The following is a 13,973-nucleotide window of genomic DNA, read 5'->3' as shown; positions in this document are numbered from 1 at the left end:
ACCAGCACCTCCCGAACCCCCGCCGCCGGCGGGGGTTCGCCGTTTTGTTGAGGTGTAAGTCAGGGGGGGTGTCGATTGTTGAAGCATTGCCCAGGGGGCATGATGGAAACCATCAATGGCTTGGGAGATAAGGATGCGAGACGCTAACGACGATACGTCGGGCATCATACCGCTGAACCTGGTGTTGGCCCTGGCGGCACTGGTGGTCATTGTGGCCGGGATGCGGGCCGGGGCCAGTCTGCTGGTGCCCATGCTGCTGGCGGCCTTTATCGCGGTGATCTGCACGGCACCGGTCTTATGGCTCAATCGCCACGGCCTGGGGTTGCGCCTGTCGGTGTGGCTGACCCTGGTGGTGATCGGTGTCGTGTTCTTGCTACTGGGAGGACTGCTGGTCAACAGCTTCGGCACCTTCGTCGACACCCTGCCGGACATCGAACAGAAGCTCTACGACTACTATCTGAGGCTGCTGGATGGCCTGTCGCGACTGGGGCTGGCCATCGACACCGACCGCCTGGCGGAGTTGCTGGATGCCGAGCAGCTGGGGGGGTGGATCCCGTCGTTGATCGGCGAGGTGGGCAACCTGCTGATGCAGAGTGTGATCGTGGGGCTGCTGGCGGTGTTTCTGCTCTTCGAGACGCTCAGTTTTCGCGACAAGGTCTCCCAGGCTCTGGAGAATCCCGCGGCGAGCCTTGAGCGTTTCAACGAGTTCAGCCTGAGGCTCAAGCGGTACCTGGCGGTGAAGACGGTGGTCAGCCTGGTAACCGGGGTGCTGGTCTGGATCGCCTGTCTGCTGGTGGGGGTGGACTTTCCGCTGCTGTGGGCGGTGCTGGCCTTCGGGCTCAACTACATTCCCAATATCGGCTCGGCCATTGCGGCGCTGCCACCGGTGCTGCTGCTGGTGGTCTCTCCCGATGGGGGCCTGTTCGATGCGCTGCTGCTCGCCGCGGCCTATCTCGGCATCAACTTCCTGCTCGGCAATATCGTCGAGCCGCGCATGATGGGCAAGGCGCTGGGCCTGTCGACCTTTATCGCCTTCCTGTCGCTGGTGGTCTGGGGCTGGATCTTCGGGGCGGTGGGGATGCTGCTGTCGGTGGTGCTGACCATGACCCTGAAGATTGCCTTGGACAGCCACCCCGAGACGCGCTGGATCGCGCATCTGCTGGGGCCTGGCAATGAGGCCTCACGGGTAAGGGAGAGGCTCCAGCCCAACAGGCATGACGAGGAGTGAGAGGGCAGAAGTAGAGAGGGCGAAAACGACATCGCCCCGGCCAGGGCCGGGGCGATGTATCGGGCGGGACGCTGCTGCTCAGGCGTTCTGTTCGATGAACTGGCTGAGCTGGGACTTGGACTGCGCACCAACCAGCGAGGCGATCTTGGTGCCGGACTTGAACAGCATCACGGTGGGAACGCCGCGCACGCCCTGCTCGGCGGCGATTTCGGGGGCGTCGTCGACATTGATGCTGACGACCTTGAGGTTGCCGCTGCGCTCCTCGGCGACCTCGTCGACTACCGGGGCCATCACCTTGCAGGGACCGCACCAGGGTGCCCAGAACTTGAGCAGCACCGGGGTCTCGGCCTTGAGGACTTCCTGCTCGAAGTTGGCGTTGGTGACATCGACGTTATTGGCCATGGGGTTCTCCAGTTTCGTTGCGCTGCATCGAGCGGACAGGGGTGGCAGGTGACATGTGTGGGTCACCCAGCCGGTCGGACGATGTTAGCGGTCGACTGGAGTGCTGGCAAATCGAGAATGCGCATCGGCGACTAGTGCGAAGTCTGGCATTATATGCTAGATATGAATTAACATCTCTTTTTATATTCCTTTTTGATACCTTGACGCCTCCAGCGGATGGGGCGGTACGGGAGAGTCGTCATGAAGCTGCAACAGTTGCGCTATATCTGGGAAGTGACCCGTCATAATCTCAATGTCTCCGCCACCGCTCAGAGTCTGTTTACCTCGCAGCCTGGCATCTCCAAGCAGGTCCGTCTGCTCGAGGACGAGCTGGGGGTCGAGATCTTTGCTCGCAGCGGCAAGCATCTGACGCGAGTGACTCCTGCCGGCCAGGCCATCGTGGAGCTTGCCGGTGAGGTGTTGCGCCTTACCGAGAACATCAAGGAGGTGGCCCAGGAGTTCAGCGACGAGCGCCGCGGCAGCCTGTCGGTGGCCACCACCCATACCCAGGCGCGCTATGCCTTGCCGCCGGTGATCCGGGAGTTTACCCGCCAGTACCCCGACGTGGCCCTGCATATGCAGCAGGGTACGCCCAAGCAGATCGCCCAGATGGTCAGCGATGGTCAGGCCGACTTCGCCATCGCCACCGAATCCCTGGGGCTATTCAACGATCTGGTACTGCTCCCCTGTTATCGCTGGAACCGCTGCATCCTGGTGCCCCAGGGCCATCCGCTGGCGGAGGAGAAGGAGCTGACCCTGGAGGCCATCGCACGCCATCCGCTGGTCACCTACGTGTTTGGCTTTACCGGCCGCTCCCAGCTCGATGACGCCTTCCGCGAACAGGGGCTTACTCCCAATGTGGTGTTGACCGCCGCCGATGCCGACGTGATCAAGACCTATGTCCGGTTGGGGATGGGGGTAGGGATCGTTGCCGGCATGGCAGTGGATCCCGAGCAGGATACCGACCTGGTGGCGCTGGACGCCAGCCACCTGTTCGCGAGCTCCACCACCAAGATCGGCATTCGCCGCGGTACCTTCATGCGCGGCTACATGTATGACTTCCTGCAGGGTTTCGCGCCTCACCTGGATCGCGATACCGTGGATGCCGCCCTGGCCGCCGGGCCGCGTCATGAGCGCGGTCTCTTCGAGGGTATCGAACTACCGCTGCGCTAGGCGCCTGCGGGAGCTCGATGTATCGGCGAAGGCGACCATCGTGCATTCGGCGGACTCAGTGCTGCAGGTGTAGCCCGCACTCGCGCTTGGCCTCGACCTTGGTGGGGTCGAAATAGTCGAACTCGTTGGGCAGGTCGTGACGCTGGAGGTAGGCGTGGAGCTCCTTCGCCGTCCAGTGCAGCAAGGGCGCTACCTTCAGCAGGCCATCGGCGTTGCGGCTGACCGGAGCCATGCGGGAACGTTGCGGAGTGTCCTCGGCACGTAGGGCGGTGAACCAGACGTCCGGTGCCATCTGCGCGAGGGCACGCTCGAAGGGCTCGATCTTCACCTCCTGGGTAAAGACTTCATGACGCGGATCATCGATGCCGGGGAAGGGACCCTCCAGCGCTTCGCGGTGAGCGCGGGTGCGGATTGGCAGAAAGCTGATCAGGTTTAGGTCGAGGCGGCGAACCAAGGCGTCGGCGAAGCGGTAGGTGGCCTCGGTATTGTAGCCATGGTCCATCCAGACCACCGGGATGTCGGGTCGCTGACTGGCCACCATATGCAGGATCACCGCCTCGAAGGGACGGAAGTTGGTGGTGCAGATCGGCTGGCTGCCCTGGTCGAGGGCCCAGCGGATAAGCGCTTCCGGGTCCTGGCCGAGGTCGCGGTTGATGATGTCGAGGGTCTCGATCATGGGGGGCTCCTGATACGTATGTCGACCACCCTAGCCGAACCGCAAGGCGTTCGCCCAATACCGATTTCTTGCGTTGTTATTATCATTTAAGAATAAGAGTTTGTTTTCTTATTCTTTGTTGCCTTCTGTAGCGAGCGCCGCCATCAGGTGATGGATCTTGTCCCAGGTCTCCTGATATTCGGCTTCACCCTCCGAGTCGGCCACCAGGCCCCCACCGCCCCAGAGGTGCACGCGGTCGCCGTCCGCCACAGCGGTGCGAATGGCGATGGAGGTGTCCATCCGCCCCCGAGTATCCACGTAGCCGAGGCTGCCGCAGTAGACGCTGCGCCGGCTGGGTTCGAGTTCGTCGATGATCTGCATGGCACGCACCTTGGGGGCGCCGGTGATGGAGCCGCCGGGGAAGGCGGCGGCTAGCAGGTCCAGCGGCGTGCATCCGTCGGCAAGCGTGCCGGTGACCACGCTGACCAGATGGTGAACATTGACGTAGCTCTCCAGGCCACAGAGCTGAGGTACCCGCACCGTACCGGGGCGGCAGCGGCGGCCCAGGTCGTTGCGCAGCAGATCGACGATCATCACATTTTCGGCGCGATCCTTGCGGCTTTGCTTAAGCTCGGCGGCCAGGCGGGCGTCGCTTGTCGGGGTGTCGCCGCGTGGGCGTGTTCCCTTGATTGGGCGGGTCTCCACATGGTCGTTGCGGCACTCAAGGAAGCGCTCCGGGGAGAGCGAGAGTATCGCCTGCTCACCATTGGCGGAGGGCCAGGCCATGAAGCCGGCGAAGGGCGTCGGTGTCGCCTTGCGCAGGCGCCGGTAGGCGCTCCACAGCTCGCCCCGGTAGGGAGCGCTGAAGCGTTGGGCCAGGTTGACCTGATAGCAGTCGCCGGCACGAATATAGTGCTGCACGGCGTCGAAGCGTGCCAGATAGGCGTCGCGGTCGAGCTCGGCAGCAAAGGAGGCCGTCAGCTGAAAGGGGGCCTCCGGTGCGGGGGCGGCGTTCAGCCACTCGAGTGCCTGTTGGCGACGCTCCGGGGTGGCCACCAGCCAGGCCTCTCTACGCTCATGATCCTGGATCAATGCCCAGTCGTAGAGGCCGACCCGGCTGTCAGGCAGCGTCACGACACGGCGGGCACGCTTCCCCACTCGCTCCAGATAGTAGCCGAGGTCGTAGCTCCAGTAGCCGATCAGCCCACCCAGGAAGGGCAGCTCGCTCTCCGGTACCGTCATGCTCTCGTTCAGGCCCTCGAGCAGGGCCTGCTGGGCGTCAAAGGGAGCCAGGTCCCGAAGCTCTGGCACGCCCTCCACCCGGCCTGACTCATCCACCGTCAGCACCGCCAGCGGGTCGCTCGACAGAATGTCGTAGCGGCCGCCCGGGGCCTCTGGTCGACCACTGTCCAGCAGCACGGCCCCCGGCCTTCGGCGCAGGCGGGCGAAGGCGGATAGCGGGGTGGGCCGGTAGGGGTGAGGCGTGATCTGGAGCTGGGCGGTCATCGCAGGGCCTATGCAATCGGGGAGCCCATTCTAGGCGTCGAAAACGTCGTTGTCCTCGTCGATATGCACCATTGGTCTCTATGTGGCCGACAACATTGTCGACATCTCGAAGCGAGAAGGGGAAAATGTCTACAACCAAAGACGTATCACTCGCCCATGACGCCGTGTTGACCCGAAGTCCGGCAATGGCTACTCTTTCTTCACTCAAGAATTGTCGACAATCATCATGAAGCCAGTCGAAGCCGAATCACCTAGCCCCGAAGTTCGCACTCTCGCCGAACGGGTCTTCCAGCAGCTGCAGGACGCCATCGTGCGTGGCGAGCTGGTGCCGGGCAGCAAGATTACCGAGCCGGGGCTGTCCAGGACCTATGGCATCTCTCGCGGGCCGCTGCGCGAGGCGATGCGCCGGCTGGAAGCCCACCGGCTGATCGAGCGCGTCCCTCATGTTGGCGCGAGGGTGGTGAAGCTCTCCATACAGGAGCTGCTTGAACTGTTCGATGTCCGCGAGGCCCTCGAGAGCATGGCCGCCCGCCTGGCGGCGGAGCACATGACCGCCGAGGAAATTGCCGGCCTGCGTGAGGTGCTGGCGCTGCATGAACGCCAGGCCGACCTCAAGAAGGGGGAGGCCTACTTCCAGCGCGAGGGTGACCTGGACTTCCACTATCGCATTGTCCAGGGCAGCCACAATCGCATGCTGGTGACCATGCTCTGCGATGACCTCTACTACCTGGTGCGGCTCTATCGCACCCAGTTCAGCGCCAGTGGGTCGCGCCCCCAGCGTGCCTTCGTCGAGCATCACCGCATCGTCGATGCCATCGAGGCCGGTGACGCCGAGCTTGCCGAGCTACTGATGCGCCGTCACGTCAGTGCTTCCCGGGCCAATGTCGTCGATCGCTACGCCGCGTCCCTGAGGGAGTCGGAAGACTCCCCGGCCTGACCCATCTTCCCGATATCACCAGGAGAAACACCATGACCCAGCAGACCCCCGGCGCTCGCTTTCGTGCCGCTCTCGAGGCCAACCGCCCTCTCCCCATCGTCGGTACCATCAATGCCTACACGGCCATGATGGCCGAGCGTGTAGGCCATCAGGCCATCTATCTTTCCGGCGGCGGCGTGGCCAATGCCTCCTTCGGCCTGCCGGACCTGGGCATGACGACCATGAACGACGTGGTTGAGGATGCTCACCGCATCTGTGGTGCCACCGACCTGCCGCTGCTGGTGGACATCGATACTGGCTGGGGCGGCGCCTTCAATATCGCGCGCACCGTCAAGGAGATGCAGCGCGCCGGCGTGGCGGCGGTCCATCTGGAGGATCAGGTGGCCCAGAAGCGCTGCGGTCACCGCCCCAACAAGGCGATCGTCTCCCAGCAGGAGATGGTGGACCGCGTCAAGGCCGCCGCCGACGCGCGTATCGAACCGGATTTCTATCTGATTGCGCGTACCGATGCCTTCCAGAAGGATGGGCTGGATGCCGCCATCGAGCGCGCCCAGGCGTGCATCGAGGCGGGTGCCGATGCCATCTTCGCCGAGGCGGTTCACACCCTCGACGACTACAAGGCCTTCTGTGAGCGCGTCGATGCGCCGATTCTGGCCAATATCACCGAGTTCGGTGCCACGCCGCTGTTTTCCCAGCAGGAGCTCGCCGAGGTGGGCTGCCGCATGGTGCTCTATCCGCTGTCCGCCTTCCGTGCCATGAATGCGGCGGCGCTCAAGGTCTATCAGAGCATCCATGACAATGGCCATCAGCGTGATGTGGTCGACATGATGCAGACCCGCGATGAGCTCTACGACTTCCTCAACTACCACAGCTTCGAGCGGAAGCTCGATGCCCTGTTCGCGGAGAGTCAGCTTGAAGAGAAGGGCAGCGACGCCTGAGGCGCATGCCGCACTGGAAACAGCACCACGGATACACCATCAAGAGGAGAGATAACATGGCTGATAAACCCGTCAGCGGCGCAGGCCTGCGCGGCCAGAGTGCCGGCACCACCGCCCTGTGCACCGTGGGCAAGACCGGCTCCGGCTTGACCTACCGTGGCTACGACGTCAAGGAGCTGGCCGAGAAGGCGAAGTTCGAGGAGGTGGCCTACCTGCTGCTCAAGGGCAAGCTGCCCAACCAGGCCGAGCTCGACGCCTATATCACCAAGCTCAAGGGGCTTCGCGGCCTGCCTGCCGAACTCAAGAGCGTGCTCGAGCAGATCCCCAGGGATGCCCACCCCATGGACGTGATGCGCACCGGCGCTTCCATGCTGGGCAACCTCGAGACCGAGCAGAGCTTTGACGAGCAGCAGGATGTCGCCGACCGTCTGCTCGCCGTCCTGCCCTCGATCATCTGCTACTGGTACCGCTTCAGCCACGACGGGGTGCGCATCGAGACCGAGACCGATGATGCCTCCATCGGCGGACACTTCCTGCATATGCTGCGGGGCGAGCCGGCCTCCGAGCTGCATGCCCGGGTCATGAACGTTTCGCTGATTCTCTATGCCGAGCACGAGTTCAATGCCTCGACCTTTACCGCTCGCGTCTGCGCCTCCACGCTCTCCGACATGCACTCCTGCGTGACCGGTGCCATTGGCTCCCTGCGGGGTCCGCTGCATGGCGGTGCCAACGAGGCCGCCATGGCGATGATCGAGAACTGGCAGTCGCCGGATGAGGCCGAGCGCGAAATCCTCGGCATGCTCGAGCGCAAGGACAAGATCATGGGCTTCGGTCACGCGATCTATCGCGAGTCCGATCCGCGCAATGCCATCATCAAGGAGTGGTCGAAGAAGCTCTCCGAGGACGTCGGTGACAGCGTGCTCTACCCGGTCTCCGAGCGTGTCGAGGCGGTAATGTGGCGCGAGAAGAAGCTGTTCTGCAACGCCGACTTCTTCCATGCCAGCGCCTATCACTTCATGGATATCCCCACCAAGCTGTTTACCCCGATCTTCGTGATGTCGCGGGTGACCGGCTGGGCCGCGCATGTCTTCGAGCAGCGTGCCAACAACCGCATCATTCGTCCCAGCGCCGACTATGTGGGCCCGGAACACAGCGAGTGGGTGCCCATCGAGCAGCGTGACTGATCGACCAGGGGCATTGCAGGGCGGCTCCTCGAGCCGTCCTGTCGCCTTTTCCCGCCTCGCGGCCAGCTGTCTGCAAGAGATCTCGAAGCCATGAATACTGATTATCGTAAACCGCTCCCCGGTACCGAGCTGGACTACTTCGATGTGCGTGCTGCCGTCGAGGAGATTCAACCCGGTGCCTATGAGACCCTTCCTTACACTTCACGGGTGCTGGCCGAGCAGCTGGTGCGCCGCTGCGAGCCGGCGCTGTTGACCGACGCCCTGAAGCAGCTGATCGAGCGTCGCCGTGACCTGGACTTTCCCTGGTACCCAGCGCGTGTGGTGTGTCACGACATCCTCGGCCAGACGGCCCTCGTCGATCTGGCCGGCCTGAGGGATGCGATCGCGGAGCAGGGGGGCGATCCCTCCAAGGTCAACCCGGTGGTGCCCACCCAGCTGATCGTCGACCACTCCCTGGCCGTCGAGCACGCCGGTTTCGAGGCGGATGCCTTCGACAAGAACCGCGCCATCGAGGATCGTCGCAACGAGGACCGCTTCCACTTTATCGAGTGGACCAAGACCGCCTTCGAGAACGTCGACGTGATTCCCGCCGGCAACGGCATCATGCACCAGATCAATCTGGAGAAGATGTCGCCGGTGGTGCAGTCGCGGGATGGCGTTGCCTTCCCCGACACCTGTGTGGGCACCGATAGCCACACGCCGCATATCGACTGTCTGGGGGTCATCGCCATCGGGGTCGGCGGGCTCGAGGCCGAGACCGTGATGCTCGGGCGCCCCTCCATGATGCGTCTGCCCGATATCGTCGGTGTGGAGCTGACCGGCAAGCGACAGCCGGGGATCACCGCCACCGATATCGTGCTGGCGATCACCGAGTTCCTGCGCAAGGAGCGGGTGGTGGGGGCCTACCTGGAGTTCTTCGGCGAAGGGGCCAGGAGCCTGACCATCGGCGACCGTGCCACCATCTCCAACATGACGCCGGAGTATGGCGCCTCCGCGGGGATGTTCTATATCGATGAGCAGACGCTCGACTACCTGACCATCACCGGCCGCGAGCCGGAGCAGGTCGCGTTGGTCGAGACCTATGCCAAGCAGGTTGGCCTGTGGGCCGACAGCCTGGAGAGTGCCAAGTACGAGCGCGTGCTGACCTTCGATCTCTCCACCGTCGAGCGCAACCTGGCGGGTCCCTCCAATCCGCATCGTCGCCTGGCCACCAGCGATCTGGAGAAGCGTGGCATTGCGGTCGACTACGACAAGGCCCTGGCGGAGGAGAGAGAGGGCAAGCTGCCGGATGGTGCGGTGATCATCGCCGCCATCACCAGCTGTACCAACACCTCAAACCCACGCAACGTGGTCGCCGCGGGGCTGCTGGCCAAGAAGGCCAATGAGCTCGGCCTGATTCGCAAGCCCTGGGTGAAGTCCTCATTTGCCCCGGGATCAAAAGTGGCGCGCCTCTATCTTGAGGAGGCCGGTCTGCTTCCGGAGCTGGAGAAGCTCGGTTTCGGCATCGTTGCCTACGCCTGCACCACCTGTAACGGCATGTCCGGCGCCCTGGATCCCGAGATCCAGCAGGAGATCATCGATCGTGATCTCTACTCCACCGCGGTGCTCTCCGGTAACCGCAACTTCGATGGCCGCATTCACCCCTACGCCAAGCAGGCCTTCCTGGCCTCGCCGCCGCTGGTGGTTGCCTACGCCATCGCCGGTACCGTGCGCTTCGATATCGAGAAGGATGTGCTTGGTACCGACGCGGACGGCAACCCGGTGACGCTCAAGGACCTGTGGCCCTCCGACGAGGAGATCGATGCCATTGTCGCCGAGCACGTCAAGCCGGAGCAGTTCAAGCAGGTCTATATCCCGATGTTCGACCTGGACGCCGCCGAGAAGGCCGAGAGCCCGCTTTACGACTGGCGTCCGCAGAGCACCTATATTCGTCGCCCCCCTTACTGGGAAGGCACCATGGCGGCGGAGCGCGAGCTCAAGGGCATGCGGCCGCTGGCGATCCTGCCGGACAACATCACGACCGACCATCTGTCGCCGTCCAATGCCATCATGATGGATAGCGCCGCCGGGGAGTATCTGCACAAGATGGGCCTGCCCGAGGAGGACTTCAACTCCTACGCGACCCATCGTGGCGACCACCTCACGGCCCAGCGGGCCACCCTGGCCAATCCCAAGCTGTTCAACGAAATGGTGCGGGACGAGAGCGGCGAGGTGGTGCAGGGCTCGCTGGCGCGGGTCGAGCCGGAAGGTGAAGTGATGCGCATGTGGGAGGCCATCGAGACCTACATGAATCGCAAGCAGCCGCTGATCATCATCGCCGGTGCCGACTATGGCCAGGGCTCCTCGCGTGACTGGGCGGCCAAGGGCGTGGCCCTGGCCGGGGTCGAAGCGATTGCCGCCGAGGGCTTCGAGCGCATCCACCGCACCAACCTGATCGGCATGGGCGTGATGCCGCTGCAGTTCCAGGAGGGGACCACCCGGCATACCCTGCAGCTGGATGGCACCGAGACCTATGATGTGGAAGGCAAGGCTGAACCGGGGGCGACCCTCGAGCTGGTGATCCATCGCAAGACCGGCGAGGTCGACCGGGTCCCGGTGATCTGCCGTCTGGATACCGCGGAGGAGGTCACCGTCTACTCCGCCGGGGGCGTGCTGCAGCGCTTCGCCAAGGACTTCCTGGAGGGGGTAGGGAGTGAGGAGGTGGCGAGCGCATGAGTCAGTTACCCCAGATCAGGATCCCCGCCACTTATATGCGTGGCGGCACCAGCAAGGGGGTCTTCTTCAGGCTGTGTGATCTGCCGGAGGCTGCGCAGGTGGCGGGTGAAGCGCGCGATCGCCTGTTGATGAGGGTGATCGGTAGTCCGGACCCCTACCAGAAGCAGATCGATGGCATGGGGGGCGCCACCTCCAGCACCAGCAAGACGGTGATCGTGAGTCGCAGCGAGCGCCCCGGCCACGACGTTGACTACCTGTTCGGCCAGGTCTCCATCGACAAGGCCTTCGTCGACTGGAGCGGTAACTGCGGCAATCTTTCCGCGGCGGTGGGGCCCTTCGCGATCGGCAATGGCCTGGTGGACCCGGCGCGCATCCCGGAAAACGGCGAGGTCGAGGTGCGCATCTGGCAGGCCAATATCGGCAAGACGATCGTCTCTCGGGTGCCGATCCGCGATGGCCAGGTTCAGGAGTCCGGTGACTTCGAGCTGGATGGCGTGACCTTTCCGGCCGCCGAGGTTCCGGTGGCCTTCAAGGACCCGGCCGACGGCGAGGGAGCCATCTTCCCCACCGGTAACCTGGTCGATGACCTCGAGGTGCCGCCCGACGTGGTGAAGGGGGGTACGCTCAAGGCAACGCTGATCAACGCCGGTATTCCGACCATCTTCGTCAATGCCGCCGAGCTCGGCTACACCGGTACCGAGCTCCAGGAGGCGATCAACGGCGATGCCGATGCGCTGGCAATGTTCGAAACCATTCGCGCTCATGGGGCGGTGAAGATGGGGCTGATCAGCGACGTCGGCGAGGCGGCGTCCCGTCAGCACACCCCCAAGGTGGCCTTCGTGGCGCCGCCGAGCGACTACGTCGCCTCCAGCGGCAAGCGGGTCGAGGCCGGCGAGATCGACCTGGTGGTGCGTGCCCTCTCCATGGGCAAGCTGCATCACGCCATGATGGGAACCGCGGCGGTGGCGATCGCCTCGGCCGCCGCCATCGAGGGCACCCTGGTCAATCTGGCCGCAGGCGGCGGCAAGCGCCGCGCTGTCACCTTCGGGCACCCCTCGGGCACTCTGCGGGTGGGGGCCGAGGCGAGCCTGGTGGAGGGTCGCTGGGTCATCGACGAGGCGGTGATGAGCCGCAGCGCCCGGGTGCTGATGGAGGGGTGGGTGCGCGTGCCCGGTGACAGCTTCTAGTATAGCCTTGATCGAGGTGCCACCCCGTCGCCAGGCCATCGTCTGACATAGTCGATAGGGCAGCGATGGCCGATGGGGCGGCACTTCACGAGGAGGCAGCACCCAACGCCCCGGATCCCAGTTCAAGACAGGATCCGGGGCGTTTTCTATGGTCATGGTAGGGTAGGGGTTCAAGCGACGGCAGGAGATGATCATGAGTACCGTGGAAGCCAATGTGCGGCCTGACTATGACGCCGAGCTGCAGAAGATCGCCGACTATGTTCTGAACTATCGCATCGCAAGCGACGAAGCCTGGGATACGGCCAGGCTCTGCCTGATGGACACCCTGGGCTGCGGATTGCTGGCGCTGCGCTTTCCCGAGTGTACCAAGCACCTCGGACCCCTGGTGGAAGGAACCGTGGTGCCTCACGGGGCCAGAGTGCCGGGCACTTCCTTCCGGCTCGACCCCGTCAAGGCGGCCTGGGACATCGGGGCGATCGTGCGCTGGCTCGATTACAACGACACCTGGCTGGCGGCAGAGTGGGGGCACCCTTCCGACAACCTGGGGGCCATCCTTGCCGTGGCCGACCACCTGTCCCAGAAACGCGTGGCCCAGGGCGAGGCGCCGCTGGTGATGCGAGACGTTCTCGAAGCGATGATCATGGCTCACGAGATTCAGGGCGTGCTGGCGCTGGAGAACTCCTTCAATCGGGTGGGGCTCGATCATGTGGTGCTGGTCAAGGTAGCCTCCACGGCGGTAGCGGCCCGGCTGCTCGGGGCCGACCGTGAGCAGCTGCTCGCGGCGCTCTCCCATGCCTGGGTGGATGGCCAGAGCCTGCGTACCTACAGACACGCTCCCAACGCCGGTTCACGCAAGAGCTGGGCGGCGGGGGATGCCACTTCCCGGGCGGTACGCCTGGCGGATATCGCCCTGCGCGGCGAGATGGGTATCCCCGGGGCACTCACCGCCTCCCAGTGGGGGTTCTATGATGTGCTGTTCAGTCACACCAATCGTGATCTGGCCACCAAGCCCGATGAGGAGCGGCGCTTCCGCTTTCAGCGCGAGTTCGGCAGCTACGTGATGGAGAATATCCTCTTCAAGCTCTCCTTCCCGGCCGAGTTCCATGCCCAGACCGCCTGCGAGGCGGCGGTGACCCTGCATCCCATGATCAAGGGGCGGCTCGATGAGGTCGAGCGAATCGTGATCACCACTCACGAGTCGGCGATTCGCATCATCTCCAAGGAGGGCGACCTGGCCAACCCGGCGGATCGAGACCACTGTCTGCAGTACATGGTGGCCGTGCCCCTGATGCTTGGAGAGCTGAACGCGGAGCACTACGAGGATGACTTTCATGTTGCGCATCCCGAGATCGACACGCTGCGTGGCAAGATGGAGGTCGTGGAGGAGCCTCGTTATACCCGTGACTATCTGGACCCCGAAAAGCGCTCCATCGCCAATGCCATTCAGGTCTTCTTTACCGACGGCACCTCTACCGAGCAGGTCGCGGTGGAGTATCCCATCGGCCATCGCCGGCGTCGCAAGGAGGGAATTCCGGTGCTGGAAGAGAAGTTCCGGCGCAATCTCGAGACGCGCTTCCCGCGGGCACGCAGCGAGAGGATAGTCACGCTCTGTCAGGACCAGCAGGGCCTGGAGGCGACACCGGTTCATCGCTTCATGGATCTCCTGGTGATCTGACGGTGGGGGGAGGGGCCATGGGCTCGAGTGCCAGGCATGGCCCCGCCCCTCTGGCAAGGCAGAGGAGTGACGAAGTAGTGTCGAAGTGCATGTTGTGGCGTATCTACGTCGAATTTTGATGAACTCGAATTTTTTCCGAAAGGGCTTGCGGACCCGCCGGGAAAGCCGTAAAGTACGCATCCTCTGCCGGCAACGGACAAACGTTACCGGCGGTGAATGTGGCAGAAGTGACTGTTCTGCAATGGGTTTTTCGGAAGGTGTCGAAAAATACCGGTTGACAGTCGCGGCAGATTCGCTAGAATGTGCGCCACTCGTGACGGCGGCCTCAAGGCCT

At 63.8% G+C, this 13,973-nt stretch carries 11 protein-coding genes; 8 read left to right on the top strand and 3 right to left on the bottom strand.

Annotation, left to right across the window (positions count from 1 at the left end):
• The first annotated feature begins 133 nt into the window (after window positions 1-133).
• On the top strand, window positions 134-1,228 hold the full coding sequence (locus tag E0702_RS09395) for an AI-2E family transporter (RefSeq protein ID WP_132043162.1): 1,095 nt from the start codon (window positions 134-136) through the stop codon (window positions 1,226-1,228).
• Between the two features lie 78 nt (window positions 1,229-1,306).
• Here the strand turns inward: E0702_RS09395 and trxA are convergent, their stop codons facing one another.
• Window positions 1,307-1,630, bottom strand: a complete 324-nt coding sequence (gene trxA, locus E0702_RS09390) for a thioredoxin (protein ID WP_132043160.1) — start codon at window positions 1,628-1,630, stop codon at window positions 1,307-1,309.
• Window positions 1,631-1,870: 240 nt separating this feature from the next.
• Between trxA and cysB the strand changes: the two genes are divergently transcribed.
• A complete protein-coding gene (gene cysB / locus E0702_RS09385; protein ID WP_132043158.1) occupies window positions 1,871-2,842 on the top strand; it encodes an HTH-type transcriptional regulator CysB in 972 nt (323 codons plus the stop codon).
• A 55-nt stretch (window positions 2,843-2,897) separates the two neighbouring features.
• Here cysB and E0702_RS09380 read toward each other — a convergent pair whose 3' ends face one another.
• Window positions 2,898-3,518 carry a phosphoadenosine phosphosulfate reductase domain-containing protein gene (locus E0702_RS09380; RefSeq protein ID WP_132043156.1) on the bottom strand — a complete coding sequence of 207 codons (621 nt, stop codon included), beginning with the start codon at window positions 3,516-3,518 and terminating at the stop codon, window positions 2,898-2,900.
• A gap of 108 nt (window positions 3,519-3,626) precedes the next feature.
• Window positions 3,627-5,003, bottom strand: coding sequence for an aminodeoxychorismate synthase component I (gene pabB, locus E0702_RS09375; RefSeq protein WP_132043154.1), 1,377 nt, complete (start codon window positions 5,001-5,003; stop codon window positions 3,627-3,629).
• 226 nt (window positions 5,004-5,229) lie between these two features.
• On the opposite strand from pabB, the gene E0702_RS09370 reads away from it, so the two are divergent.
• From E0702_RS09370 to E0702_RS09345, 6 genes are all read left to right on the top strand, one after another.
• Window positions 5,230-5,940 carry a GntR family transcriptional regulator gene (locus E0702_RS09370; RefSeq protein ID WP_132043152.1) on the top strand — a complete coding sequence of 237 codons (711 nt, stop codon included), beginning with the start codon at window positions 5,230-5,232 and terminating at the stop codon, window positions 5,938-5,940.
• A 32-nt stretch (window positions 5,941-5,972) separates the two neighbouring features.
• Window positions 5,973-6,878 carry a methylisocitrate lyase gene (prpB, locus tag E0702_RS09365; RefSeq protein ID WP_132043150.1) on the top strand — a complete coding sequence of 302 codons (906 nt, stop codon included), beginning with the start codon at window positions 5,973-5,975 and terminating at the stop codon, window positions 6,876-6,878.
• Between the two features lie 56 nt (window positions 6,879-6,934).
• Window positions 6,935-8,062 (top strand): bifunctional 2-methylcitrate synthase/citrate synthase, encoded by a 1,128-nt coding sequence (gene prpC / locus E0702_RS09360; RefSeq protein ID WP_132043148.1) that lies wholly within the window; start codon window positions 6,935-6,937, stop codon window positions 8,060-8,062.
• Window positions 8,063-8,152: 90 nt separating this feature from the next.
• Window positions 8,153-10,777: a Fe/S-dependent 2-methylisocitrate dehydratase AcnD gene (acnD, locus tag E0702_RS09355; RefSeq protein ID WP_132043147.1), complete on the top strand. Its 2,625-nt coding sequence runs from the start codon at window positions 8,153-8,155 to the stop codon at window positions 10,775-10,777.
• Window positions 10,774-11,964 carry a 2-methylaconitate cis-trans isomerase PrpF gene (gene prpF / locus E0702_RS09350; RefSeq protein WP_132043145.1) on the top strand — a complete coding sequence of 397 codons (1,191 nt, stop codon included), beginning with the start codon at window positions 10,774-10,776 and terminating at the stop codon, window positions 11,962-11,964. The genes acnD and prpF overlap by 4 nt, the downstream gene beginning before the upstream one ends.
• 193 nt (window positions 11,965-12,157) lie before the next feature.
• Window positions 12,158-13,639 carry a bifunctional 2-methylcitrate dehydratase/aconitate hydratase gene (locus E0702_RS09345; protein WP_205741916.1) on the top strand — a complete coding sequence of 494 codons (1,482 nt, stop codon included), beginning with the start codon at window positions 12,158-12,160 and terminating at the stop codon, window positions 13,637-13,639.
• Window positions 13,640-13,973 lie beyond the last annotated feature (334 nt).

Origin of the sequence: Halomonas marinisediminis (genome assembly GCF_004347715.1) — a bacterium.
Taxonomy (GTDB): domain Bacteria; phylum Pseudomonadota; class Gammaproteobacteria; order Pseudomonadales; family Halomonadaceae; genus Halomonas; species Halomonas icarae.
This window is presented reverse-complemented; position numbering and strand designations above follow the sequence as displayed.